Raw genomic sequence first — 26,422 nt, 5'->3', positions numbered from 1 at the left:
CGGCCGTTGCGCCCAAGGCGGCGGCGGTGCGTCCACCAGGGTGACCATGATGTTGCGTTCCTTCTCCGCCACCGCCTTGGGCGCAACGGCCGGAATCAGCAGCAACATCAGCGCCGCAAGATGCAGCGCGATTACGAAGGCAATACCGATGATGCGCGGCCAGCTGAGGCCGGAGGCGTCATCTTTGTCGTACTGCCGATGGATGACCAGTTGTTCCGTCATGCGCCAATGACTCAATTAAAGGGGGGCGGATTCCGCTGTGGAGCGGAACCCAAGTTCACGCGGCAATGACACCGCAGGAACCTCCAAGCTTATACCAATCCCTGTTACCTGCACTACTTTCAGCACTGGTCTTCGGGGGCTTTTTTTGCGTGCTACTTCAGGTTGATGATCTTCTTGGCGTCTTCCGGCTTTTTGACGCCCTTGGCCAGTGCCTGCTGCGCGGCCTGCTTGGCCTCGGCAACGCGGCCTTCCGAATGCAGCACCTTGGCCAGGTTGAGATAGGTTTCGCCGTCCTTGGACAGCGGCGCCGCCTTCTGCCAGTTCTCGATCGCCTGCGGCAGCTGGTCGGTGTAGTAGTACGACTGCGCCAACGCCAGGTAGGTCTGGTAGTCCGGCTTCAGAATGCCCTTCTGCATGCCTTCGTTGATGACTGCGATGACGTCCTTTTCGTGGCCGTCGGTGTTGGCGTAGATCGAGTACAGCTGCTTGTATTCCTTCTCGTCGGTCAGCTGACCGGCGGCACGCAGCTTGTCCATCACCGCCGCGGCCTTGTCCATCTGGTCGGCCTGCATGTACATGCTGGCCAGGTTGAGCTGGGCCTTCTTGTCGTTGGGCGACTTGGCGGCCAGCGCCTCGGCGGCCTTGACCGCTTCACCGGTCTGGCCGGCTTCGGCGTAGGACGCCATCAGCAGCTGATTCCAGCTGTCCTTCGGCTCCGGCGACGCGGCGATCGCCTGCTTCAGCGCCGGGATCGCTTCCTGGTAGCGCTGCGCCTGGTACAGCGCCTGGCCCTTGAGGATCAGGTCTTCCGGGCGGGTCGACTTGGTTTCGGCGAGGAACTTGTCGAGGGTGGCCAGGCCTTCGGCGGTCTGCTCGTCCTGCAGCTGCAGCTGCGCCAGCATCAGCATCGACTGGTAGTGGCCGTTGTTGTCCAGGCCGTTGAACTGGATCGCCTGCTTCAGGTACGCCTGCGCGGCCTTGCTGTCGTCGAGGTTGTAGGCGGCCTGCGCGGCCAGCTGCGCGGCGACCGACTTGTCGTATTCGTTGGCGCCGCTGTTGCCCAGGATCTCATCGGCCTGGCTGCGCACCGACGCGTAGTCCTCGCCCTTGTTGTAGGTGTCGATCAGCTTCTGCAGCTTGCTGCCGAGCTTGGACGAGGGCTTGCCGTTGGGCTCCTTGCGCTCGGCGTTGGGGAACAGCACCGCCGCCTTCTCGTTCTTGGCATTGCGCGAGGAACGGTGGTCGGTGCGATCGCTCTGCGCAGCGGCATCGGTCACCACCGCGCCACCGAGGGCGGCGGCGATCACCAGGGACAACAACGCTTGCTTGCGAATGCGGAATTTCATGGGTCACCTCGGTGGATACCGCCCGGAGCGGCACGGAAGACGGAGCGGCCGTTCCTCGGCCGAGCCAGCAAACCTATCAGAAACCTGTACGCCGTGAAAACGTTTTTGGATGCGTTTTCTGTGACAGTGCCGGCGACGGACACAGGGACGACGGACGACTCAGCCGCACTTGGGCGTCCTGCCGGCGCTGCGCGCCTGCGCATACACCGGTTCCAGCGCGGCGACATCGCGCTGCAGTTCGCCGATGCGGGCACTGGGATCGGGGTGGGTGGACAGCCACTGCGGCGGACGTGCGCCGCCGGCGGCCATCATGTTCTTCCACAGATCCACCGCCTGCGCGGGATCGAATCCGGCCTGCGCCATCAGGCGCTGGCCGACGACATCCGCTTCGGTTTCCTGCTGGCGCGAACCGGGCAGCAGGAACAGGGTCTGCGCGGTCATGCCGCCGACCTGGCCGACGGTGTCGGCCGCGCCCTGACCGTAGCGGGCACCGGCCAACGCGCCAATCACGCTCAGGCCTGCCTGCGCACCGAGCTGGCGGGTAATGCGTTCTTCGTGATGACGCGAAATGACGTGGCCGATCTCGTGGCCGAGCACGGCGGCGAGCTGGTCCTGGTTCTTGGCCACGCTGAAGATGCCGCTGTTGACCCCGACCTTGCCGCCGGGCAGGGCGAACGCGTTGGGTTCCTTGTCGTTGAACAGCGCGGTTTCCCAGCCGGTGCCGCGCCATTGCTCGGGCAGCTGCGCGACCAGCGTGTTGACCACGCAGCGCACGTAGGCGTTGCGCTTGGGATCGGTGTCCAACTGTTCCTTGGCCTTGGCTTCGGCGAACGCCTGCGCGCCCATCTGGTCGAGTTGTTGTTGCGAGATGCCGCCCACGACCTGGGTGCGCCCGGTTGGCGATGTCGTCGTCGCACACGCTGCCAGCAGCATCGCCAGCGATGCGCCAAGTACCACTTGCTTCATACGGTCCCCCCTCCTAACACGCGTCGCAGTGTGGGGGGCCGCGTCTTAACATTTCGTCAAACAAACCTTCAGGTTGCGCCAAACCAGTAGAGTCCGGCGACCGCGATGGCGTTGTTGAGCCCGTGCGCGGCGATCGGCGCCCATAGGGTGCCGGTGCGTTTGTACAGCCAGGCGAACGCGGCGCCCATGCCGCCGTAGACCAGCCACAGTTGCGCGGTGGCGGCCAGGCTGTTGCCGGTGGTCCCCGGTACTTCGTGCACCAGGGCGAAGGCGGCGCCGCTGAGCAGCATGCCCAACCGCGGCCGGCCTGCGTCCCACAGCCGCCCGAACAGCACGCGTCGGAACAGCAGTTCCTCGTAGGCCGGGGCGATCACGATCGCGAACACGCACAGGAACAGCGGCATCTGCGCCATCGCGTCCTGCATCAACGGCAGGTTGGTCGGCACCGGTTTGATGCCGATCTGCGCCGCCAGCGCGGAGATCGTCGCGCTGCCAACGAACACGCCGACCGCGACCAGCAGCACCCAGCCCCAGGTCGAGGGCGTGCGCGCCGCCAGCCACGAGGCACGGCGCTCGGCGGCGCTGGCCGGACGCCGCAGGAAGTACAGCAGCAGCGCCGCAGACAGGGTGCTGACCAAGGCGATCAGCAACTGCGCCAGCGCCCCCGGCTGGCCGACCTGCTGCGCGACCAGCGCGGCCAGGCGATCGGCAGGCACGCCCTGCGCCTTCAGCTCCATCGCCAGCTGGAAGCCGCGGATCACGCCCCAGACCAAGCCGCTCAGCACGCTCACCGCCAGCAGCACCACCGCCGCCAGCAGCACGTCGAGGAAGAAACCGAGGATCGGCCGGCGCGGGCGGGCCGGCGGCGCGGAAGGCAACGGCAGCGGGGTGGCGGGCAACGGCGGTGCGGTCATCGCGATCCTGTGCGGAAGCGGGCGGAAGGCACAGCGGGACGCCCGCCCCGGCGCACGCCAGGGCGGGGACCGCCAGGGTCAGATGTCGAGGTTGGCGACCTTCAGCGCGTTTTCTTCGATGAAGTCGCGGCGCGGTTCGACCACGTCGCCCATCAGCGTGCTGAAGATCTGGTCGGCGGCGACCGCGTCCTCGATGCGCACCTGCAGCAGGCGACGCGTATCCGGGTTCACCGTGGTCTCCCACAGCTGCTCGGCGTTCATTTCGCCCAGGCCCTTGAAGCGCTGGATCTGGCGGCCCTTCTTGGCCTCCTCGAACAGCCAGGCGTAGGCCTGGGCGAAGCTGGTGATGGCCTGGGTCTTGTTGCCGCGCACGATCTGCGCGCCCTCGCGCACCAGCCCATGCAACTCCCGCGCGATCTCACGCAGCGGCCGCAGCTCGCCGCTCTCGAACACCGCCATCGGCACCACATAGGTGGTCTCCTCGCCCATGTGCCGGCGCTCCACCAGCAGGGTGGCCGGGCGCTGCGCGTTGGACGCCTGGAAACGCAGGCTGTAGCGCGCCGAGCCCAGGCTGCCGCGGTTGAGCACCGCCTGCAGCGCGTCCAGGCTCGGATGCGTCTCGCCCTCGCTCTCGAGCTGGGCCACGTCCAGCGGCGGCAGGTCGATCAGCGCGCTCAGCAGCGCCGGGTCGTAGCGGTGGGCATTGCGCGCCACCGCCTCGTTGGCGCTGGCGAACAGCAGCAGCAGCTTCTCCAGCGCCGCGCCGGTGATCGGTGGCTCGTTGCTGGCCGGAACCAGCGCCGCGCCTTCGACCGCGCTGCTGGCCAGGTAGGCGTTGAGCGCGTTGTCGTCCTTCAGGTACAGCTCCTGCTTGCCCTGCTTGAGCCGGTACAGCGGCGGCAGGCCGATGTAGACGTAGCCGCGCTCGATCAGCTCCGGCATCTGCCGGTAGAAGAAGGTCAGCAGCAGGGTGCGGATGTGCGCGCCGTCGACGTCGGCGTCGGTCATGATGATGATGCGGTGGTAGCGCAGCTTGTCCGGGTTGTACTCGTCGCGGCCGATGCCGGTGCCCAGCGCGGTGATCAGCGTGCCGACCTGGTCGGAGGACAGCATGCGGTCGAAGCGCGCGCGCTCGACGTTGAGGATCTTGCCGCGCAGCGGCAGCACTGCCTGGTTCTTGCGATTACGGCCTTGCTTGGCCGAGCCGCCTGCCGAGTCGCCCTCGACGATGAACAGCTCCGACAGCGCCGGATCCTTTTCCTGGCAATCGGCCAGCTTGCCGGGCAGGCCGGCGATGTCCAGCGCACCCTTGCGACGGGTGAGGTCTCTTGCCTTGCGCGCGGCCTCGCGGGCGCGGGCGGCATCGACGATCTTGCCGGCGATGGCCTTGGCCTCGTTGGGGTTCTCCTGCAGGAACTCCTCCAGGCGCGCGCCGAAGGCGTTCTCCACCGCCGGGCGCACGTCGGAGCTGACCAGCTTCTCCTTGGTCTGGCTGGAGAAGCTGGGATCCGGCACCTTCACCGACAGCACCGCAATCATGCCTTCGCGCATGTCGTCGCCGGTCAGGTTGATCTTGGCCTGCTTGGCGATGCCGTTCTGCTCGATGTAGGTATTGAGCACGCGGGTCAGCGCGCCGCGGAAGCCGGCCAGGTGGGTGCCGCCGTCCTTCTGCGGGATGTTGTTGGTGAAGCAGTACATCGTCTCCTGGTAGGAGTCGGTCCACTGCAGCGCCACGTCCACGGTGATGCCGTTGTGCTCACCGGTGACCGAGATCACGTTCGGGTGCAGCGGGGTCTTCAGCTGCGCGAGGTGCTCGACGAAGCTGCGGATGCCGCCCTCGTAGTGGAAGTCGTCGCGCCGGCCCTCGCCGCGCTCGTCGGCGAGCACGATCTTGACCCCGGAATTGAGGAAGGACAGCTCGCGCAGGCGGCGCGCCAGGATGTCGTAGTGGAATTCCACATTGTTGTGGAAGGCCACGACCGACGGCCAGAAGCGCACGGTGGTGCCGCGCTTGCTGGTCTCGCCCAGCTTCACCAGCGGCGCGACGGCCGCGCCATTGCTGAATTCCTGCTGGTAGTGGAAGCCGCCCTGGAACACGTCCAGCAACAGCTTCTCCGACAGCGCGTTGACCACGCTGACGCCCACGCCGTGCAGGCCGCCGGACACCTTGTAGCTGTTGTCGTCGAACTTGCCGCCGGCGTGCAGCACGGTCATCACCACCTCGGCGGCGGAGACCTCACGGCCGAGCTTGGCGCTCATCTGCGCGTGCTTGCCGACCGGGATGCCGCGGCCGTTGTCCGACACCGAGACCGAACCATCGGCGTGGATCGTCACCGCGACGTGGTCGGCATGCCCGGCCAGGGCTTCGTCGATGGAGTTGTCGACGACCTCGAACACCATGTGATGCAGACCGGTGCCGTCATGGACGTCGCCGATGTACATGCCGGGCCGCTTGCGGACCGCCTCCAGGCCTTCCAGGGCGGTGATGCTGTTGGCGTCGTAGTTGCCGTTGCTAGGCGGGGTGTTCTGTTCGTCGGTCATGCGGGTGCCGTAGGCTCCACGAGGCGGCGAAGACAGGCCGGGGCCGGTTCGCGCCGCTGGATAGGGGATTGGCGGAAATTATAGCAGCCCGGGCCGCCGGACCCGCGGCGACCTAGGAAACGGCCAGGATCTGCCCATGTTCCACGTGGAACCGGGCGATCGGCAGGCTGGCGTCGGCCAGCGCCTGCGGGGTCTCGGTGGCAGTGACGAAGACCTGCGCCGGCCCGGCACGCAGGCGCTCCAGCACCCGGGCCTGGTGGTGGCGGTCCAGCTCCGAGCCCAGATCGTCCAGGGCGATCACCGGCCATTCGCCGCGCTGCTCGGCGTAGTCCTCGGCCTGCGCCAGCAGGCAGGCCAGGGCGGTGAGCTTGGCCTGGCCGCGGGAGAGCGCATCACGGCCGGGAATCTCGGCAAAGCTGAGGCTCCAGTCGGCCCGGTGCGGACCGGCAGAGGTATAGCCGAGCTGACGGTCGCGTTCGCGGTTGAGCAGTAGCGCGTCGGCCAGCGACACCTCCTGGCGGCGCCAGCCGGGCGCGAACTGCAGATGTGAGATACCCAGCGCTGGCGCCAGATCCGGGGCGAGGGCGAGCAGGCGCTGGAGCAACCTGTCCAAGTAGTCCTGGCGGCGCGAGGTCAACGGCTCACCAGACTCGGCGAGCTCGTGATCCCAGGCATCCAGCGCCGCGCCACTGCCACCGCTCTTGAGCAGGGCATTGCGCTGCTTGAGCGCGCGAGCATAGCGTCGCCACAGGGACAGGAAGTCAGGTTCCACGTGGAACAAACCCCAGTCGACGAAGCGGCGGCGGGGCTCGCCGCCGCCGCTGACCAGCAGGTGGCTGCCCGGCTCGAAGGTCACCACCGCCAGCGCCGCACACAGGGTGCCGAGGTGGGCAACGTCCTGGCCGTCCAGGCGGCCACGCCATTCCTGGCCGCTGTGGCGCAGTCCGGCGCGGCGCCGGCGTGTAGTGCCGACCTCAGCCGACTGCTCCTGCCATTCGACGAAGACGTCGAGCGCGTCCTGGCCCTGGCTGACCAGTCCATCGCGCACGCGTCCGCGGAAGCTGCGGCCATACGCCATCAGGTGCATCGCCTCGAGCACCGTGGTCTTGCCGGCGCCGTTGTCGCCGGTGATCAGGTTCAGTCCAGGCGCGGGCGCCAGCTCGAGCGCCGCGAACCGGCGCAGGTGGTGGAAGTCGAGGCGGGAGACGTGCATGCGGGGATAGAGGCGAAGGCGCTCGCACCGGGCGCACGCAGATCGGGGCTTGGGGTAGGGCGGCAGCATACCCAAAACGGTTGATGGGCGCTGTCAGGACGGCCGCGCTCGGGAAACTGGCAGCGCTGCGTGCCAGCAACCTCCGCATCATTGGGAGGACGGACTCCCGCGGGACGGTGGAGGCGTGGGTAAGAGGGTCGGCCAGGCGATCACAGGCACGTTGTCTTGCCGCACGGTCTCCTGGCGCTTCGATAATGCTGTGATCCCGCCGAGGTGCCGGAGCCCGTCTCTTTGCAGACACAGTCACGGCCGACGCGTTTTGGCCGGGTAATGCAAGGGTGCAAGCTGCGCGGGCCTCCCGTGGCAACGGATCCCTCTCAGTGCGGGAGCGTTGATCTTGGAGCCCAACAAAAAGAAAACCCGGCACGAAGGCCGGGTCGCTTTCGCACGTGTTCCACGTGGAACACGAAACGGGAACCGTCAGAGACGCAGCGGCATCACCACGTGACGGGAGCGGGCGCTGCTGGCTTCGCGCACCAGTGCCGACGAGTTGGCGTCGCGCAGCTGGATCACCACGAACTCCTCGCGCAGCGCGGACAGGGCGTCGAGCAGGTAGTTCACGTTGAAGCCGATCGCCAGGTCGCTGACCTTGGTGTCCGCTTCCACTTCTTCCTGCGCTTCTTCCTGTTCCGGGTTATGCGCGCTGATCTTCAGCTGGCCCGGCGAGACTTCCACGCGCACGCCGCGGTACTTCTCGTTGGACAGGATCGCCGCACGCTGCAGCGCTGCGCGCAGGATCTCGCGATCCAGCTTGACCTCGCGGTCGGCACCGATCGGGATCACCGCTTCGTAATCGGGGAAGCGACCGTCGATCAGCTTGGAGGTAAAGGTGACATCGTCGCGCTTGACCCGCACATGTGCCCGGCCGACTTCCAGCTCGACTTCGCGCTCGCCGCCTTCCAGCAGGCGCTGCAGCTCGGTCACGCCCTTGCGCGGCACGATGATCTGGCGCTTGGCGCCGCCGGCGTTCTCCAGCTCGGTCTCGCACAGCGCCAGGCGATGGCCATCGGTGGCCACGCAGCGCAGGGTCTGGTCGCGCAGGTCGAACAGCAGGCCGTTGAGGTAATAGCGCACGTCCTGCTGCGCCATCGCGAACGCGGTGCGCTCGATCAGTTCCTTCAATGCCGCTTCCGGAACGACCACGCGCTCGGTGGCTTCCACTTCGTCGACCGAGGGGAAGTCGTTGGCGGGCAGCGTGGCCAGGGTGAAGCGGCTGCGCCCGGCCTGCACGGTGATCTTGTCGCCGGACTGGGACACGGTGACCTTGCTGCCGTCGGGCAGGGCACGCACGATCTCGAACAGCTTGCGCGCCGGGATCGTGGTTTCGCCGTCCTGGGCATCGTCGACCGCAATGCGCGAGACCATTTCCACTTCCAGATCGGTACCGGTCAGCGACAGCTGGCCGCCCTGCACCTGCACCAGGAAGTTGGCCAGAACCGGCAAGGTCTGGCGGCGTTCGACCACATTGACGACTTGCGCCAATGGCTTGAGGAAGGCTTCGCGCTGCAGTGTGAAACGCATGTGGTTCCGTGCCCCTATGCTTTAAAAGATGTGGAATAAATCAAAAGCTTGGTGGTGATGGTAGAGCGAAATTCGGTGCAAATGTAGCTCAAACCACTGAAAACAAAAGATTTTTAGCGCCCTCAATCCCGTGTACTACTGTCCCGGAACTGGTGGGGAAACCTGTGGATAGTTTTGCCGTCGCCGCCGCGTCGCGCTTTATCCACAGTTTCTCCCGGATTTGTCGCGAAGTCATGCACCGATTTATCACGTGGCTCCAGGTGACCGCCGAACGCACACGCTGCGCGTGTGGATCGGCGTGTCGCCCTGTCCTCTCCGGGCTCACTCGCTGAGCTTGCGGATCAGCTTGTCCCAGTCTTCGCGGAGCTTGCCGTCGGTTTCCATCAGGTGCTTGATCTGCCGGCAGGCGTGCAACACGGTGGTGTGGTCGCGCCCGGCGAACGCATCGCCGATCTCCGGCAGGCTGTGTTCGGTCAGTTCCTTGGTCAGCGCCATCGCCACCTGGCGCGGCCGCGCCAGCGAGCGCGTGCGCCGCTTGGACAGCAGATCCTTGATCTGCAGGCCGTAGTAGTCGGCCACGGTCTTCTGGATGTTGGGGATGCCGATCGCCTGCTGCTGCGCACGGAGCAGGTCGCGCAGGGTTTCCTGGGCGAACTCGGTGGTGATCGCGCGGCCGGTGAAGTTGGCGCGCGCCGCCAGCGTGTTGAGCGCGCCTTCCAGGTCGCGCACGTTCGAGCGCATCTTCTTGGCGATCAGGAACGCCACGTCGTCGGGGATCTCCGCGCCGCGCTCGCGCGCCTTGGCCAGCACGATCGCCGCGCGGGTCTCGAAATCGGGCGGATCGATCGCCACCGACAGGCCCCAGGCCAGGCGCGACTTCAGCCGCGGCTCCAGGCCCTCGACCTCGCGCGGGTAGCGGTCGCAGGTCAGGATGATCTGCTGACGGCCGTCGAACAGCGCGTTGAAGGTGTGGAAGAACTCTTCCTGGGTGCGGTCCTTGCCGGCGAAGAACTGGATATCGTCGATCAGCAGCGCGTCCACCTGCTGGAACTGGCGCTTGAACTGGTCCATGGTCTTGTCCTGCAGCGCACGGATCATCGCGCTGAAGAACTGTTCCGAGCGCAGGTACATCACCCGCGCGTTCGGGTTCTGCTCGCGCATGGCGTTGCCGGCGGCGAACATCAGGTGGGTCTTGCCCAGGCCGGTGCCGCCGTACAGCAGCAGCGGGTTGTGCGCGCGGTCGCCGGGCTTCTGCGCGGCCTGCACCGCCGCGGCCAGGCCGAGCTGGTTGCTGCGGCCTTCGACGAAGTTGGCGAAGGTGTAGTGCGAATCGAGGTTGCCGGCGAACGGCTCCAGCAACGGCGGCGCCGGCGTGCGTGCGGCCGCGGTCTCGCTGGGCGGGGCGGCCGCCGGTTCCGGCGCGCGCGGACGCGAGCCGACCTGCAGCAGCACCTCGCCGCTGCCGGCGAAATAGGTCAGCAGTTCGCGGATACGCGGCAGGTAGCGCTCGCGCACCTGCTCGACGATGAAGGCGTTCGGGGCGTACAGCACCATGCTGTTGTCATGGCGCTGTTCGGCTTGCAGCGGTTTCAACCAAGTGTGAACGTCCTCGGCTGGAAATTCGGCTTCCAGACGTTCCAGGCAACGGGGCCAAGCATCCATCAGATCTAAATTCGTCGATAGACCGGGCATGAAGGGCGCGCTCGGGCGCGGCGCATTCGGCCGGTGGGAGAGGAAAGCGGATGGATCAGACTACCACCGGCGCGCAGGGTCGGGAATGGTTTTCCCACGGCTATTCACAGATCCATCCACAGGCCTGGCGTGGCCGGCCTGTGCCGTCGTCAATACAGGGAGTTGACCGCGGCGTGAGTGGTCCTATAGAATTTCCGGTTCTTTCCGCCCCATTCAGATCAGAGCGCCCCGATGGCCACCAAGCGCACCTTCCAGCCCAGCAACCTCAAGCGCAAGCGCGACCACGGCTTCCGTGCCCGTATGGCCACCGCCGACGGCCGCAAGATCCTGGCCCGTCGCCGCGCCAAGGGCCGCAAGCGCCTGAGCGCTTGATTGCTTCGCCGCCCCAGGCGGCGCCTGCAATCCGGACCGTGAATCATCCCGACCCGCGTAGGCGATTTCCTCGCTCTGCGCGGGTTCGCACGTCTGCGGAATACCGCGTCGTGTTCGATGCCGCGCGCCGCTGTTCCGAGCCGCTGATGAGCCTGCACTGGCGCAGTGCGCCGCACCCGGCGCGGCTGGGTCTGGCGGTGTCGCGCAAGGTCGACAAGCGCGCGGTCGTGCGTAATCGCATCAAGCGCGTGCTGCGCGAGGCCACGCGGCAGCTGTTGCCGTGGCTGAAGCCCGGCGACTACGTGGTGGTGGCGCGCAGCGCCGCCGCCCAGGCCAGCGGCGAGCAGCTGCGCCAGGCCTATCTGCGCCTGCTGCGTCGCGCCGGCGCATTGCCGGCCCCGGCCGCGGACGGCACAATGCCGCCGCCCGATCGTCCTTCTTCCCCCACATCCACGTCAGAACCTGCTTCTGGCTGAGCCGAGCTTGCCTGTCCGATGAACCAGACCCGCCTTTTCCTGATTTTCGCCTGGCTGATGGTCGCGGCGCTGCTGTGGATGGAGTGGAACAAGGAACACGCGCCGAACGCCACCGCGGCGACGGTCGCGGCGGCGACCACGGTGCCGCCGGCGCAGGACGCCGATGCCGGCGCCACGCATGCGCCGGCCGTTCCGCAGGCCACGGTGCCCGGCACCGCGCAAGCCAGCACCACGCCCGAGACCGCCGCGGCCAGCGCCGCGCCGCGGGTCACCGTCACCACCGACGTGCTGCGCTTGACCCTGGACGGCCGCAGCGTGTTCGACGCCGACCTGTTGCTGTTCCCGCAGACCAAGCAGCCGGGCAGCCCGCCGGTGCAGCTGCTGACCGAGGACGCGGCGCATCCGTACACCGCCACCAGCGGCTGGGTCGGCGAGCACAACTCGCCGTCGCCGGGCCCCGGCGGCTTTCGCCCCGAACACCCGGGACAGGAGTACGTGCTGGCCAAGGGCCAGGACAGCCTGCAGGTGCCGTTCGTGTGGAATGGCCCGGACGGCGTGACCATCCGTCGCGTGTACACCCTGCAGCGCGGCCATTACGCCGTGCAGGTGCGCGACGAGGTCGTCAACCACGGCAGCAAGCCGTGGCAGGGTTACGTGTTCCGCAAGCTGAGCCGGGTGCCGACCATCGTCAGCCGCGGCATGACCAACCCGGATTCCTTCAGCTTCAACGGCGCCACCTGGTTCAGCCCGGCCGACGGCTACCAGCGTCGTGCGTTCAAGGACTACCTGGAAGACGGCCCGCTCAACCAGACCATCTCCGGCGGCTGGATCGCGCTGCTGCAGCACCACTTCTTCACCGGCTGGATTCCGCAGGCCGACCAGCAGGCGCTGTACGTGCTGTCCAACGACGGCCCGCGGCATGTGATCGAAGCACGCGGCCCGGGCTTCACCGTGGCGCCGGGCGCCAGCGCCAGCACCGAGGCGCGGCTGTGGGTCGGCCCCAAGCTGGTCAGCCAGATCGCCAAGGAGAACGTGCGCGGCCTCGACCGCGTGGTCGACTACAGCCGCTTCTCGCTGATGGCGCTGCTCGGCCAGGGCCTGTTCTGGATCCTCAGCCACCTGCACAGCCTGCTCGGCAACTGGGGTTGGTCGATCGTCGGCCTGGTGGTGCTGCTGAAGCTGATGCTGTATCCGCTGTCGGCCGCGCAGTACAAGAGCATGGCCAAGATGCGCAAGTTCCAGCCGCGCATCCAGCAGCTCAAGGAGCGCTACGGCGACGACAAGCAGAAGTTCCAGACGGCGATGATGGAGCTGTACAAGAAGGAGAAGATCAACCCGATGGGCGGCTGCCTGCCGGTGCTGATCCAGATGCCGATCTTCTTCGCCCTGTACTGGGTGCTGGTGGAGTCGGTGGAACTGCGCCAGGCGCCGTGGTTCGCCTGGATCCAGGACCTGACCGCGCGCGATCCCTATTTCATCCTGCCGGTGATCAACGTGGCGGTGATGTGGCTGACGCAGAAGCTGACGCCGTCGCCGGGCATGGATCCGGTGCAGGCCAAGATGATGCAGTTCATGCCGCTGGTGTTCGGCGTGATGATGGCCTTCGTGCCGTCCGGTCTGGTGCTGTACTGGGTCACCAACGGTTCGCTGGGCCTGCTGCAGCAGTGGTGGATGACCAAGCGCCACGGCGAACCGGCCACTGCCGGTGGTGGCGGCAGCGGCAAGCCGCCGGCCAAGGCCAAGAAGTAAACCCGACAACGCCCGCCCTCCGGCGGGCGTTGCGCATGCGGCCGGGGAAGGCGCCGGCGTCTGCGCTGTTCCCGTAGCGCCTTGCTCGCGAGTCCGTGGTCATGCGCAAGCGCCATCGTCCGTTGTCGCCGTCCGTCGCCGTGATCGGCCTGCTCGCCTTGGCGCTGGCCGCGTGCCAGCGCACGCCTGCCGACAGCGCGGCGACGCCGTCCAAGCCCACGACATCGGCGCCGGCGATCGCCATTCCAGGCTCTCCCGCATTGCAGGCCCAGGCGACGACGCTGCTGCAGGGCCTGCAGGCGCAGCTGGCGGCGCAGCGCAAGATCATCGTGTTGCTGGCCGACGAGGCCAAGCAGTCGCAGGCCGACCGACAGACCTCCAGCAGCGTTGGCCAGCAGCTGTTCCACGAGGGCCTGGAGCGCCGCGAGGCGCTGGCCAAGCAGTTCGATGCGCTGCTGGCGCTGCCCGACCCGCAGCGCTTCGCCGCGGTCGGCAGCCTGCTGGACTACGTCGAATCGGCGCCGGACCTGTACGACGCCGACCGCCTGGCATTCCGCGAGATTCTCGCCGACTGGCAGGTGCGCATCGGCAAGGACTCCTCGCTGCCGGCGATCAAGCTGCACCAGCGCATCGGCGAAGACCTGGAAGCGCTCGACGAGATCGAACGCACCTACAACCGCGAGATCACCGCAATCTTCAGCCGCTTCGATCGCACCCGCGCGATCGTGCAGAAGCGCGAGAAGTGGGAGGACTATGTCGCCCACCTGGGCACGCTGTACACGCGCGAGGCGATCCTGCGCGACTACGGCGTGATCACCCCGTACCCGATGTCGATGAAGGACAGCGACCGCGAGGTGTTCGGCCGCGACCTGCCGCCGAAGACCGTGGTGCTGAGTTTCGACGACGGCCCGCATCGCGAATACACCGACGAGATCGTGGCCATCCTCAAGCGCTACGACGTGCCGGCCACGTTCTTCGAAGTCGGCCGCAACCTGGGCAAGCTGGAGCCGGATGGCAAGGTCGATCTGTCGCCGCTGGCCAGCGTCAGCCGCAGCCTGATGGAGCAGGGCTACACCGTCGGCAACCACAGCCTGACCCACGCGCAGCTGTCCAAGGAAACCGGCGCCGCGCTGCGCAGCCAGATCCTCGACACCGACCGCATGCTGCGCGCGGTCGATGCCAAGCGTGCGCCGCTGTTCCGCTTTCCCTACGGCGCGCGCAACGCCGAGGGCATGCAGATCCTCGGCGAGGCTGGCCTGAAGTCGGTGATGTGGAACGTGGATTCGCTGGACTGGGCCGACCCGGTGCCGGAGTCGATCGTACAGCGCGTGCTCGAGCAGGTCGGCCGCGAGCAGCGCGGCATCCTGCTGTTCCACGACATCCACGAACGCACGGTCAAGGCGTTGCCGCAGATCCTGGACCGACTCAGCGCCGACGGTTACCAGTTCGCCGCGTGGAACGGGCGCGACTTCAGCGTGGCGCGCGCCGCCAGCAACGCTGCCGCGCCGGCGGTGACCAGCGGCTACGACAAGTCGTGGGCCATCGTCATCGGCATCGACGACTACGCGCACTGGCCCAAGCTGCAGTACGCGGCCAACGATGCGCAGGCCATCGCGCAGACGCTCACCGGCAGCTTCGGCTTCCCGTCGTCGCAGGTGATCGTGCTGAAGAACCAGGAAGCCACCCGCAACAATATCCTCGCCGCCTTCCACGATCGCCTCGCACACGGCGGCGTCGGCAAGAACGACCGCGTGTTCGTGTTCTTCGCCGGCCACGGTGCGACCCGCAAGCTGGCCTCCGGGCGCGACCTCGGCTACATCGTGCCGGCCGACTCGGACCCGGCGCAGTTCGCCACCGACGCGATTCCGATGACCGAGATCCAGGACATCGCCGAAAGCCTGGAAGCCAAGCACGTGCTGTTCGTGATGGACGCGTGCTACAGCGGCCTGGGCCTGACCCGCGGCGGCGGTACCAGCGCCTACCTGCGCGAGAACGCGCGGCGCATCGCCCGGCAGATGCTCACCGCCGGCGGCGCCGACCAGCAGGTCGCCGACAGCGGCCCCAATGGCCATTCGGTGTTCACCTGGGTGCTGTTGCAGGCGCTGTCGGGCAAGGCCGACCTCAACGGCGACGGCCTGATCACCGGCACCGAGCTGGCTGCCTACGTGGCGCCGGCGGTGTCGAGCATCTCGCAGCAAACACCCGCGTTCGGCAGCCTGCCCGGTTCGCAGGGCGGTGAGTTCGTGCTGCAGGTGCCGGAGGGCGAGGAATTCCTCACCGCCAGCACCCAGCAACTGTCCTCGGCGGCGATCGCGATGAACGACCGCGTCGATGCGGCGGCGCCGGCATCGACCGCGACCCCGAACGCCGGCGCCAGCAGCGCCGACGCACCGCCCGCTGCGTCCAAGCCGGCGGTGGTGGTCAAGGACCTGCAGGGTGGCGAACGCCCGTTGGCGGTGCCGGCCGCGGCCGGCCCGGTGTCCGACCGCCAGCGTGCGCAGCGCGCCAACGATCGCGGCCTGCAGCTGTACAAGGAGAAGCGCTACGACGAGGCCGAAGCGCAGTTCACCGAGGCGCTGAAGCTGCGCCCGGACTTCGCGCTGGCGGCCAACAACCTGGGCTTCATCTACTATCGTCAGGGCAAGTACGCGCAGGCCGTGCGCTGGCTGGAGAACACGCTGAAGATCGATCCCTCGCGCGCGGTGGCCTACGTCAACCTGGGCGATGCCTATCGCCAGTTGGGCGATGCCGCCAAGGCCAAGCGCGCCTTCCAGACCTACCTGGAGCTGCAACCCAACGGGGCGTCGGCCGCCTACGTCCGCGGCCAGTTGCAGACGCTGTAATTCACCACGCCACCGAATTGCCGCCTTCGCCATGCCGTCTTCCGCCACCGACACCATCGCCGCCATCGCCACCGCTCCCGGCGCGGGCGGCGTCGGCGTGGTCCGTGTGTCCGGTCCGGCCGCGGCGGTCATCGCCGAGGGGCTGGGCCTGGGCGCGCTGGTGCCGCGCAGCGCGCGCTACGCGCGCTTTCGCGACGCGCACGGCGAGAGCGTGGACGACGGCATCGCGCTGTGGTTTCCGGCACCGCGCAGCTTCACCGGTGAGGACGTGCTGGAACTGCAGGCGCACGGCAGCCCGGTGCTGCTGCGGCACCTGGTGGCACGCTGCTGCGAACTCGGCGCGCGTCCGGCGCGTCCGGGCGAGTTCAGCGAGCGTGCCTTCCTCAACCGCAAGCTCGATCTGGCCCAGGCCGAAGCGATCGCCGACCTGATCGCCGCCGGCGACCTGCGCGCGGCACGCGCGGCACGGCGCTCGCTGGACGGCGTGTTCTCGCGGCGCGTCGACGACCTGGCCGAACAGCTGATCCGCCTGCGCATCCACATCGAAGCGGCGATCGATTTCGCCGACGAGGCGCTGGACACGCTGGGTGGCGAGCAGGTCCGTGCCGGCCTGGCGCAGGCGCGCACCGACCTGGCGCAGTTGCGTGCCGACGCCGAACGCGGCCGGCGCCTGCGCGATGGCCTGCACGCGGTGCTGGTCGGCCCGCCGAATGCCGGCAAGAGTTCGCTGCTCAACGCGCTGGCCGGCAGCGACCGCGCCATCGTCACCGACATCGCCGGCACCACCCGCGACACCTTGCACGAGACCGTGCGCCTGGATGGTGTGGAACTGACCCTGGTCGACACCGCCGGCCTGCGCGAGGGCGGCGATGCGATCGAGCGCGAGGGCATGCGCCGCGCGCGCCAGGAACTGCAGCGTGCCGACCTGGCGCTGATCGTGCTCGACGCGCGCGAGGCCGAGGCTGGCCGTGCCGCGATCGCCGACGCCATCGCCGATGTGCCGCAGCGCCTGTGGATCCACAACAAAAGCGACCTGCTCGCTGCCGTGCCCGCCGCCAGCGCCGAGCGCGTCTACGTTTCCGCCGCTACCGGCAGCGGGCTGGAGCAGTTGCACGCGCAGTTGCGCGCGATCGCCGGTGCCGCGGCCGGCGAGGGCAGCGACGGCGAGTTCTCCGCGCGCGCCCGCCATGTCGACGCGCTGCAGCGTGCCGCGACGCATGCCGACGCGGCGGCGGTCGAACTGCAGCACGAACGCCTGGAACTGGCCGCCGAAGAGCTGCGCCTGGCCCATGCCGCGCTCGGCGAGATCGTCGGCACGCTCAGCGCCGACGATCTGCTCGGGCGGATCTTCTCCAGTTTCTGCATCGGCAAGTAGCGCGCATCCGCGCGCCGTCGAGTTCGCTTACGGCTTCAACGCCGCCAGCTGCGCGCGCTGCTCCTGCAGCCACTGTTCGAACGGCAGCGGTGCCTGCCCGGTCAGCGCCTGGTAGTCGCCGGTGACGGTGGCGACGCGGCCGGCGGCGGTGTTGGTGTCGAACGAGGCGTAGATGCGCGCGACCGGCTCGGGCAGGCCGGCGCCGACCATGCCCTGCACCAGGCCTTCGACCGGTACCGGCACGACCTGGATTTGCACCTCCAGCACTTGCGCGACCTGCGCGGCGATCTCGGCGGTGGTGTAGGCGCGCGCGCCGCTGAGGGTGAGCGTGCGCTTGCCGTCGCCGCCGGCCAGGGCGACCGCGGCGGCGCGGGCCAGGTCGTCGCGCGCGATATGGGCGATGCCGCCGTCGCCGGCCGCGCTGTACCACTGGCCCGAGGCCAGCACCGACGGCAGGCTCATGAACAGGTTTTCGAAGTACCAGTGGTTGCGCAGCACGGTCCAGGCGGGCAGGGCGCTGGCGGCCAGGCTGTCCTCGGTGCCGGCGTGATCCGTGGCCAGCAGCAGCGGCGAGTCGTGCGGTTCCGGGCAGGAGGTGTAGACCAGGTGGCCGACGCCGGCACGCTCGGCGGCGGCGATCGCGGCCTGGTGCTGCTGCAAGCGGTGGCCGGGGCGGTCCAGCGCGTCGGTGCTGATCAGCAGCACGCGGCCGGCGCCACGGAATGCGGTGTCGAGCGAAGCGGCGTCGTCGAAATCGCCGTGGCGCACGGCCACGCCGCGCGCGGCCCAGGCGGCCAGGCGCTCGGGCTGGCGGGTCATCGCCACCACCCGCGCCGGCGCCACCTTGAGGGTGTCGAGCAGGTGCGCGAGCACGCGCTGGCCGAACTGGCCGCCGGCGCCAGTGACGAGCAGGGAATCGGAAGATGCGGACATGACGGGTCTCCTGAGGAAGGGCGGCGTCGCAGGACGCCATGGTCTGGAAAAGGAACCTGGTCTATCCTAGAGACCTTGGCCGACCTGTAAAGACGGCACTTTTTCCGCCCCTGATTACCCCGAGGTAACCACCATGGACACCGTCGTACCGCCGGTCGCTGCCTGCGACGCGCTGTTGAGCCAGCAGCTGCAGGACTACCAGCGCGCCGGCATGGCCATCGACCAGTGCCCGGTGCGCGACGTGCTGGCGCAGATCGGCGACAAGTGGAGCACCCTGTTCGTGATGTTGCTGGCCGAACGCCCGCACCGCTTCGGCGAACTGCGCCGCGCGGTGCCGGACATCTCCCAGCGCATGCTGACCCAGACCCTGCGCGATCTGCAGCGCGAAGGCCTGGTCGCGCGCGAGGTGCTGCCGACCGTGCCGCCTGGGGTGGAATACCGGCTCACTCCGCTGGGCCAATCGCTGAGCGTGGTACTGGCACCGCTGGTGCGCTGGGCTGCCGATCACCACGCGCAGATCCGTGACGCGCGCGCCGCGTTCGAGGCCGATGCGCCGGCGCGGGCGGCGGGCGCCGCGTACGGTTGACGCGTCCCGTACGAGCGGCTTTACCGAGAACGCCCGGTCGCGGCGGAAGCCGCTACTACGGACATTCCCGCATTACCCGCCACCCCGACGGCCCCAAACGGCCGAATTCGGCAACCGCGGATCAGCTCTCCGCAACCACCCGCGCGCTGTAGCTGTCGCCGTCGCGCTGCACCCGTACCGGTCCGCCGAACACCGCCGACAACGGCGCATCGGCCAGCAGTTCCTCGCGCGCGCCGTCGGCGTACACCTGGCCCTCGCGCAACAGGATCACCCGTGCGATTTCCGGCACGATCTCTTCGATGTGGTGGGTGACCAGCACCAGGGTGATGCCTTGACGGGCGAGGTCGCGCATCGTCGCCAGCAGGTGCTCGCGCGCGACCAGGTCCAGGCCGGTGCTGGGTTCGTCCAGCAGCAGTGCCTGTGGCCGATTGACCAGGGCGCGCGCGATCAGCACGCGCCGGGTCTCGCCGGCCGACAGCTCGGCATAAGGACGCCGCAGCAATGGCAGCGCGTGCGCGGCCTGCAGCGCCTCGCGCGCGCGGTCGCGCATCGCCTCGGTGACCTCGCGGTGCGGCGGCACCACATAGCTGGCGAAGAACCCCGACAGCACGGCGCTTTCCACGTCCAGCCCAGGCATGTCGGCGAGATTGACGCTGAGGTCGCCGGTGACGATGCCCAACTGACTGCGCAGTCGGTCCACCTGCCAGCGGCTCTGGCCGAGCACCCGCACCGCCGATTCTTCGCCGGCGCGCGCCAGCGGGTACAGCTCGCGGGTGATGAGCTTGATGAACGAGGATTTGCCGCAGCCGTTCGGGCCGAGGATCGCGGTGTGCTGGCCGAGCGCGATGCGCAGGCTCAGCGCATGCAGCACGCGGACCTGGCCGCGGACGACGCTGGCACGGTCGAGTTCGATCAACGGCGCGGCCGCTGGCACGGGGGTTGCTTGAGGAGAGGCGGCTGACATGGAACCGAAACCGTTCTGTGATCGGAAGCGCTTGGCGGCTGAATACCATACGCGAGCGCCGGGTGAAGTTTGCTTCCGCAACCCCCATCATGTCGTCATCCCCTCACGCCGTCCTACGCTCTGGAGCTTTTGGCAATGTTCGACGCGATCCTCGACTTCCTCGGCAACGGCCTGCTCGGCGTCGGCTGGTGGGGCATGCTGGCCGTGCTGCTGCTGTTCACCCAGCTCACCATCTTCGCGGTGACCCTGTACCTGCACCGCAGCCAAGCGCACCGCGGCGTGGACTTCCATCCGCTGCTGTCGCACTTCTTCCGCTTCTGGACCTGGTTCACCACCTCCATGATCACCAAGGAGTGGGTGGCGATCCATCGCAAGCACCACGCCAAGGTGGAGACCGAGGAAGACCCGCACAGCCCACAGACCAAGGGCATCGCCCGCGTGTTCTGGCGCGGCGTGGAGCTGTACCGCGAAGCGCGCACCCAGCGCGGCGACATCGAGCAGTACGGCAAGGGCGCGCCGGACGACTGGATCGAGCGGCACCTGTACACCCCGTACGCGAACCTGGGGCCGGTGGCGCTGTTCGCGGTCAACTTCGCACTGTTCGGCCTGCCCGGCATCGCGCTGTGGGCGCTGCAGATGGCGTGGATCCCGTTCTGGGCCGCCGGCGTGATCAACGGCCTGGGCCACTGGTGGGGCTACCGCAACTTCGAGTCCGCCGACACCTCGACCAACCTGACCCCGTGGGCGCTGTGGATCGGTGGCGAAGAACTGCACAACAACCACCATGCCTTCCCGAGCTCGGCGCGTTTCTCGATGCGCCGCTGGGAACTGGACATCGGCTGGATCGCGATCCGCGCGCTGGCCGCGCTGCGCCTGGCCAAGATCCTGCGCGTGGCGCCGACCCTGGACGTGCGCCCGAACATCGCCGTGCCCGACGCCGACACCCTGCGCGCGCTGCTGTCGCATCGCTTCCAGGCGATGACCGATTACCAGCGCAACGTGTTCAAGCCCGCGCTCAAGGAAGAAGCCGCGCAGGCCGGCGCCAAGCTGCGCAAGCTGCTGCCGCGGCGCCTGCGCAAGGGCCTGGTCGACGATGGCCGCTGGCTCAAGCCCGACGCGCGCGAACAGCTGCAGCACTGGGTGGCGCAGCGGCCGCGCATGCGCACGCTGGTCGAGCATCGCGCCCGCCTGGCAGCCCTGCTGGAAGCGCGCACCCACGACGCCAGCGAGCGTCTCAAGCACCTGCAGGCCTGGTGTCACGACGCCGAAGCCAGCGGCATCGCCGCGCTGCAGGCCTACGCCGCACGACTGAAGGGCTACGCCCTGGCATGAGCCGCGGCGCACCGCATATCCCGTCGCACGAACGCCGCCTTGCGCGGCGTTCGTCGTTGATGGTCGCGCTGACGCTGAGCATCGCCTGCACCCTGTTTGCCGGCGGTATCGTCAGCGCCCACGCGCAGGCGATCGACAGCACCACCAGCTACCTGCAGCGCATGGACCGCGACGGCGACGGCCGCGTCAGCCTGGACGAATACCTGGCCTGGATGAGCTACGCCTTCGACGCGCGCGACCGCGACCACGACGGCGTCCTCAGCCCCGCCGAACTGCCCGGCGGCCGCGGCCCGCCGATCACCCGCGCACAGCACCTCGCCACCCTGACCGCCCGCTTCCGCAAGCAGGACACCAACGGCGACGGCTACCTCAGCGCGCGGGAGCTGGCGGCGCCGCCGCAGTGAGCAAGGATCCGATGTACAGCGGAGAACCTCTGGCTCCACTGCTGGGGTTTATAAAAATCCAGAGTGCGGCGTGTTGATGCTCTGGTGCGTGGGGAATAGCGCAACCACAGTAAAACGAAACCGACGACAGCCCTATTTCCCCAGACTCGCCCCGCCGAGGGGACATGCAATCCGGTGCAGCCTGTATGGTTCCAGTGATTGGCTCAACGCGCCCGCGGTACTAGGCGAAGTTCTCCTACGAGATTCCGTTTGCAGAGTGCTTCGCTCTATCAGATAGCAGCGATTTGGACCAGCGCTTTCCTGTTCGCGACCATGCCAAATAAGTCACCGCGACCTCCAACACCTGCCACCACCAATATGCGCCTCCCGTATGTGCATTCATCACAGACACGACGAAATGCACCGCAATCAGCGCCGGCAGGCAAAGGAAGACAGTAACGAAAAATTGGGACCATGTACTTGCTTTATAGAGTGAAAAGGCCAGATACAAGCAGAGCGTTATTCCAGGGAAGAAAAGCAAATAGCGGAGGTAATCCCCTGCAGAATAGTCGTAAATCAAGTGCTTGTTAGCAAAAAAAGTATTCAATGAGATGGCGAAAAAAACAAAAAGAGATAAAATCACCACTATCCATTTAATAGTCTTCATGATCTACCATCCTGCTTGGCAATCGTTGTCACGACTTGCTCCAATGGGGGTCTTTCCAAGTAGTGATTGTATTATTCCCTCGGATCCATCCCCGACTTGAGGGACGTAATTAGGATACACCCCTCTAGGCCACAATGATCCGCCATAAAATAAAGGACTTATTCCTGCTTCACGGAAAACTTTGTAGTGATACTCATCGATTAAGTTTCCATATGGCTCTCTGACAACGCGTCCTTGTTCGTCTCTGACCGAATAGCGTCTATCCTCTCGGACAAGACCATTTCTAATTTTCGCTAAAATGACGCTTTCTGAATCAGAACTTCTATTTGACGCCCACGCGTGAACTATTCCGGACCTTATCGCGGAGTTGATGAGGCTATTATTTCCTTTACATGTTTCAAAGGCGCGCTTGTAATAAAGTGATCCCGTTTGTTTGTAAAGTGATTCATAGTAACTACACATTGACGTGTCTCCCGGACCATCAAAATCCCACTTGCGTAGTCCCTGAAGATCAAAATTATTGAGCGGAGAAGATTCAACAAAGGAAAAGGTCGAAATCCCACCAGCGAACCCAATCGGATCACTCTGCACATACCGGCCAGTGCCAGGCTCATAGTCGCGGAAATAATTCTGGTTGAGTCCACTCAACGCGTCGTAGCGCTGCCCAGGAAAGCGCATGTCGAACACGAAGGCGGTTCCGTCCTTGTCCGGATCCTGGTCCGGGGCGGTGGTGCCGAAGGCTTCGCCCTTCAGGTCCCAGCGCCAGATCGCCACGTCGCGAACCGGGTCGATCACGGCGCGCGGCGTGCCCAGGTGATCGGGCTGCACGTAGCGCAGCGTGGTCTTGGCCAGCACGCCGACCGGCAGGTCGTCCAGCCAGATCGCCTGCTGTACGACGGCGCCGTTGTTGTCGTAGTCGCCCAGCCAGTGGCCGCTCTCGTCATACAGCGTATAGGTGTTGGTCTTGCCCACCCGCCGCACCTGCTCGCCACGGCCGTTGTAGGCATAGTTCGCCACGGTGGTGCCACTACGCTTGACCTGCGTCAGTCGGCCATTTGCTCCATACACGTACTGCACGGCCGTGCCGCCGATCGCGGTGGTGTTGCCGGTCGCGTCATAGCTGCGCGCGGTACCGGCCACGCTGCTCAGGCGGTGGCTGGTGGTCGGATAGGTATAGGTCTGCGTGGCGGTGTTGACCTTGGCGCTCAGGCGGTTGCCGGTGGCATCGTAGGTGTAGCCGTCGATCATCGTGTCGGTCGGGCCGTCCTTGAAGGCGGTCAACCGGCCCAACGGGTCGTAGTCCAGTTTGATGACCGGTGCGGTGTTGCCTGGTGCGGTCAGCGCGCTGAGATTGCCGACAGGATCAAACGCGAAGCCCACCGCCAGCCCATCGCTACGGGTGTCGTTGACGGCCAGCGGGCGGTAGTCCTGCTCCAGCACGCGCTGCATCGGACGGCCGTTGCCGTAGGTCCAGCCAGCGACCGGGCCGAACGGATAGTAGGTGGCCTGGTTCAGCAGCACCTGACGGGAGCCGCCGGGTGGGGTCACGCCGACCTCGGTGGTCTGGCCCTGGGCGTTGCGCACGTAGTCCACCACCGCCCCATCCGGGTAAGTCAGGCGGCTCAACTGCCCGGCCTTGGTGTACGCGTAGCGGACCACGAACACCTTGCCGTTGGTGGTCTGCACCTTGCGCACCAGATCGCCGAAGCGGTCGTAGCAGTAATCGGTGCTGCCGCTGCCGTCCTGCATCCGGGTCAGGCGGCCCACCGCGTAGGTCTCGCCGCTGGCGCAGGTCGTCTGACTGACGTCGTAGGTGTAGCTGACGTTGAGGCTGGTGGTCGGATAGGCGACCTGGGTCAGGCGGTTCAGCGCGTCATAGCCGTAGCTGGTCTTGATGTTGCGCGCATCGGTCTGCGTGGCGCGGTTGCCGGCGCTGTCGTAGGTGTACGTGGTGCTGCCGGTGTCCGGGCTCGTGAGCTTGGTCAGGTCGCCCAGGCCGTTGTAGGCGTAGGTGGTGTCCAGACCCTTGGGATCGGTGAGCTTGGTCAGGTTGTCCAGGGCGTCGTAGCCGAAATTGGTTTCGGCGGCGATGCCGCCCACGTCCTGCAGCGTGCGCGCCAGGCGGTTGAGCGGATCGTAGTCGTTCTGGGTGGCATGCCCGAGCGCGTCGGTGACGGTCTTGGTGTTGCCGTTGGGATCGTAGCCGAAGTCGGTCGGATCACCTTGTGCGGTGGCCTGCGTCGCCAATTGGCCGAGCTGGTTGTAGATCCGAGAAAGCGTGCGCTTGAGCGTACCCGATGCGTCCTTGGTGTCCTCCTTGGACCGGTTGCCGGCATTGTCCAGGGTGTAGTGGATCGTGTTGCCGGCGTTGTCGGCGATATCCGTCAGCCGGTGTGCAGCGTCGTAGGTGAAGCGTGTGAACGCGCCATCAGGCTGCGTCACCTGCTTGACCAGACCAGTCGGCCAGTAGTCGATCGAAGTAATGCGGTCGTCGCTCTCGCTGCTGTCGTCGGACCCGCGCACCTTGCTGGCGGTCAGCCAGCCGCGCGGGTGATAGGTGTAGTCGGTCACCAGGCCGTTGGCGTCCTTCGCCGACAGCACGCGGCCGGCGCCGTCGTAAGCCAGGTACTCGGTAACCTGGCCCAGCGCATTGGCCACCTTCCACAGGTCGCCCTTGCGGTGCGGACAGGTGGTCGGGGACGTGGCGCAGGTGCTGTCGTCGGTGGGGTAATACGTAAAGCTGGTGATGTCGTTGACGTCGGTGCGCGCGCCGTCGACCGACTTGGGCAGGCCCAGGATCGGGCAGGTGCTGTCGGTCGCGGCTACGTCGGACGCTTCGCAGTAGCTGTAGGTGATAGTGCGCTGCTTGCCTGAAGCCGTGTCGCTGCTCGTCATCTGCACCGGCTGCAGGCGATCGTTATAGCTGTAGGACACAGTGCGCCCGCCGGTCTGCACCGACAGCAGGCGATTGCTGCCAGCCGCGGTGCGCGTCGTCGTGGTGCGCTCCTGCGGTTGCCCGACCGCCTCGCGTACAGTGTGGATGTTCACCGCAACACCGTTCTCAGTCGCTTCGGCGTAGCTGTGCTGAGTCTGGATACCACGGCGATCGGTGACGCTGCTCAGCCGGCGGCGGAAGTCGCTGGACTGGTCGTTGTAGCTGTACTGCAGCGTGCCGTCGGTCCTGGCGACGGTGGCGACCTTCGGCGAGGCACCACCCGCCTCGGTCATCGTGTAATCGTTGACATCGCCCAGCGCATCGGTGACGCGAGTACCGGCAGCCGAGTAAGCCAGCGTGATGCCGTCGATACCGGCGGCGTGCTGGCTGGAGATCGCACGGCCGACCTCGTCGTAGGCGAAGGTGCTGAAGCGCTGGCCATCTTCCGTGGTCACGCCGGTAAGATGGCGCGGGAAGCGCGTGTCTTCATAGTGATAGATCCGACTTTTGCCATCGGCATAGGTGACGCTCGCAAGGCGCTGCTGGTCATAGCCGTAGCTGGCCAACTGCACCCCACCGGAGACGATGCCGGTGATCAGCGCGTCGTCATTGTCGTCGGCATACAGAAGTTCGATGGAGCGGCCCTGCAGCGACGCGATGCTTTGCAAGCGTCCACGCGTGTTGTAGCTGTACACCCACCCACTTCCATCCTCGGCCATGCGCGAGACCAGCTTGCCCTTGGCATCGAAGGTGTAGATCGCATCCTGGCGATACAGCACCCACTGGTCGCTATTGGCAACGATGCGTTCGTCCGAGGCATTGGCCGCGCGATACTCGACTCCTATCTTGCGGAACGCAACGGCATAGCCGCTACCCTCGATCAGGCCCAGCGTATCGCCCTGGATGGTCAGGTGCAGACTGTGCGAGAAGGTCCAGCCAGGGCCGAAACCACCGGTATTCAGTGCGATACCCGAGTGGTAGTAACGCGTCAGGGTGATCCAGCCCAGATCCAGGTCGCGCTCGGCCTGGAATTTCTCGCCGGTCTTGACGTCGCAGGGGTTGCCGACCATGCCGGAGTTGCCGCTGCCGTTCTGACCGCTGCCCTGATCTCCACTGCACTGAGGCTGAATTGTCGCAATCGTTGCTGTGATAACTTCGTTCACACACGCATTCTGTTCGGGCTCCCAATGCATGTATGGGTTCGGGCAAGTCGATATTTTATAAAGTTGAAAATTCCCTGAATAAGGCTCGCACGATCCATCGCGACCATCAAACGTTGAGCCAGTGTATTGATAGTCACCCAGCTCTAGTTGTGATCTCTCAGTAGGTTGT

General features: G+C 66.7%; 19 protein-coding genes and 1 pseudogene. 8 read left to right on the top strand and 12 right to left on the bottom strand.

Annotated features, from left to right (window positions below; genetic code table 11):
• From CEK66_RS16435 to dnaA, 8 genes and pseudogenes are all read right to left on the bottom strand, one after another.
• A pseudogene (locus tag CEK66_RS16435) lies at nt 1-222 on the bottom strand (energy transducer TonB); the annotation flags it as partial.
• A gap of 152 nt (nt 223-374) precedes the next feature.
• On the bottom strand, nt 375-1,568 hold the full coding sequence (locus CEK66_RS16430) for a tetratricopeptide repeat protein (protein WP_152237609.1): 1,194 nt from the start codon (nt 1,566-1,568) through the stop codon (nt 375-377).
• Nucleotides 1,569-1,727: 159 nt separating this feature from the next.
• Nucleotides 1,728-2,534 carry a M48 family metallopeptidase gene (locus CEK66_RS16425; RefSeq protein ID WP_026143554.1) on the bottom strand — a complete coding sequence of 269 codons (807 nt, stop codon included), beginning with the start codon at nt 2,532-2,534 and terminating at the stop codon, nt 1,728-1,730.
• Nucleotides 2,535-2,602: 68 nt separating this feature from the next.
• Entirely contained in the window at nt 2,603-3,448 is an 846-nt protein-coding gene (locus CEK66_RS16420) for a type II CAAX endopeptidase family protein (RefSeq protein ID WP_152237608.1), read from the bottom strand.
• A 78-nt stretch (nt 3,449-3,526) separates the two neighbouring features.
• Entirely contained in the window at nt 3,527-5,989 is a 2,463-nt protein-coding gene (gyrB, locus tag CEK66_RS16415; RefSeq protein WP_152237607.1) for a DNA topoisomerase (ATP-hydrolyzing) subunit B, read from the bottom strand.
• 112 nt (nt 5,990-6,101) lie between these two features.
• Entirely contained in the window at nt 6,102-7,202 is a 1,101-nt protein-coding gene (gene recF, locus CEK66_RS16410; RefSeq protein ID WP_152237606.1) for a DNA replication/repair protein RecF, read from the bottom strand.
• Between the two features lie 480 nt (nt 7,203-7,682).
• Entirely contained in the window at nt 7,683-8,783 is a 1,101-nt protein-coding gene (dnaN, locus tag CEK66_RS16405) for a DNA polymerase III subunit beta (protein ID WP_017911750.1), read from the bottom strand.
• Nucleotides 8,784-9,104: 321 nt separating this feature from the next.
• Complete coding sequence (dnaA, locus tag CEK66_RS16400) at nt 9,105-10,445, bottom strand: chromosomal replication initiator protein DnaA (protein WP_026144198.1); 1,341 nt, start codon at nt 10,443-10,445, stop codon at nt 9,105-9,107.
• A gap of 261 nt (nt 10,446-10,706) precedes the next feature.
• On the opposite strand from dnaA, the gene rpmH reads away from it, so the two are divergent.
• From rpmH to mnmE, 5 genes are all read left to right on the top strand, one after another.
• Nucleotides 10,707-10,847 (top strand): 50S ribosomal protein L34, encoded by a 141-nt coding sequence (rpmH, locus tag CEK66_RS16395; protein WP_003469983.1) that lies wholly within the window; start codon nt 10,707-10,709, stop codon nt 10,845-10,847.
• 38 nt (nt 10,848-10,885) lie between these two features.
• Nucleotides 10,886-11,323 (top strand): ribonuclease P protein component, encoded by a 438-nt coding sequence (gene rnpA / locus CEK66_RS16390; RefSeq protein WP_081616388.1) that lies wholly within the window; start codon nt 10,886-10,888, stop codon nt 11,321-11,323.
• 18 nt (nt 11,324-11,341) lie between these two features.
• Complete coding sequence (yidC, locus tag CEK66_RS16385; protein ID WP_152237605.1) at nt 11,342-13,072, top strand: membrane protein insertase YidC; 1,731 nt, start codon at nt 11,342-11,344, stop codon at nt 13,070-13,072.
• A gap of 101 nt (nt 13,073-13,173) precedes the next feature.
• Complete coding sequence (locus tag CEK66_RS16380; RefSeq protein ID WP_152237604.1) at nt 13,174-15,915, top strand: tetratricopeptide repeat protein; 2,742 nt, start codon at nt 13,174-13,176, stop codon at nt 15,913-15,915.
• Nucleotides 15,916-15,946: 31 nt separating this feature from the next.
• The gene (gene mnmE, locus CEK66_RS16375; protein WP_152237603.1) at nt 15,947-17,290 is read left to right on the top strand and encodes a tRNA uridine-5-carboxymethylaminomethyl(34) synthesis GTPase MnmE; all 1,344 of its coding nucleotides are present in this window, start codon (nt 15,947-15,949) and stop codon (nt 17,288-17,290) included.
• Between the two features lie 27 nt (nt 17,291-17,317).
• Here mnmE and CEK66_RS16370 read toward each other — a convergent pair whose 3' ends face one another.
• The gene (locus tag CEK66_RS16370) at nt 17,318-18,223 is read right to left on the bottom strand and encodes an NAD(P)H-binding protein (protein ID WP_152237602.1); all 906 of its coding nucleotides are present in this window, start codon (nt 18,221-18,223) and stop codon (nt 17,318-17,320) included.
• A gap of 133 nt (nt 18,224-18,356) precedes the next feature.
• Between CEK66_RS16370 and CEK66_RS16365 the strand changes: the two genes are divergently transcribed.
• Nucleotides 18,357-18,809 (top strand): helix-turn-helix domain-containing protein, encoded by a 453-nt coding sequence (locus tag CEK66_RS16365; RefSeq protein WP_152237601.1) that lies wholly within the window; start codon nt 18,357-18,359, stop codon nt 18,807-18,809.
• Between the two features lie 121 nt (nt 18,810-18,930).
• Here the strand turns inward: CEK66_RS16365 and CEK66_RS16360 are convergent, their stop codons facing one another.
• Nucleotides 18,931-19,773: an ATP-binding cassette domain-containing protein gene (locus tag CEK66_RS16360; RefSeq protein ID WP_152237600.1), complete on the bottom strand. Its 843-nt coding sequence runs from the start codon at nt 19,771-19,773 to the stop codon at nt 18,931-18,933.
• 135 nt (nt 19,774-19,908) lie between these two features.
• Between CEK66_RS16360 and CEK66_RS16355 the strand changes: the two genes are divergently transcribed.
• Nucleotides 19,909-21,105, top strand: coding sequence for a fatty acid desaturase (locus tag CEK66_RS16355; protein ID WP_017907974.1), 1,197 nt, complete (start codon nt 19,909-19,911; stop codon nt 21,103-21,105).
• A gap of 59 nt (nt 21,106-21,164) precedes the next feature.
• Nucleotides 21,165-21,509, top strand: a complete 345-nt coding sequence (locus CEK66_RS16350; RefSeq protein ID WP_226978642.1) for an EF-hand domain-containing protein — start codon at nt 21,165-21,167, stop codon at nt 21,507-21,509.
• Nucleotides 21,510-21,744: 235 nt separating this feature from the next.
• Here the strand turns inward: CEK66_RS16350 and CEK66_RS16345 are convergent, their stop codons facing one another.
• Both CEK66_RS16345 and CEK66_RS20680 read right to left on the bottom strand, forming a co-directional pair.
• Entirely contained in the window at nt 21,745-22,155 is a 411-nt protein-coding gene (locus CEK66_RS16345; RefSeq protein WP_152237598.1) for a hypothetical protein, read from the bottom strand.
• A gap of 3 nt (nt 22,156-22,158) precedes the next feature.
• Nucleotides 22,159-26,253, bottom strand: a complete 4,095-nt coding sequence (locus CEK66_RS20680) for an RHS repeat-associated core domain-containing protein (protein ID WP_226978641.1) — start codon at nt 26,251-26,253, stop codon at nt 22,159-22,161.
• Between the last annotated feature and the right edge of the window lie 169 nt (nt 26,254-26,422).

Source organism: Xanthomonas sp. LMG 12460, assembly GCF_009192895.1.
GTDB classification, from domain to species: domain Bacteria; phylum Pseudomonadota; class Gammaproteobacteria; order Xanthomonadales; family Xanthomonadaceae; genus Xanthomonas_A; species Xanthomonas_A sontii.
Note: the sequence above shows the minus strand (reverse complement) of the source record. Positions and strands in the feature narration are given on the sequence as shown.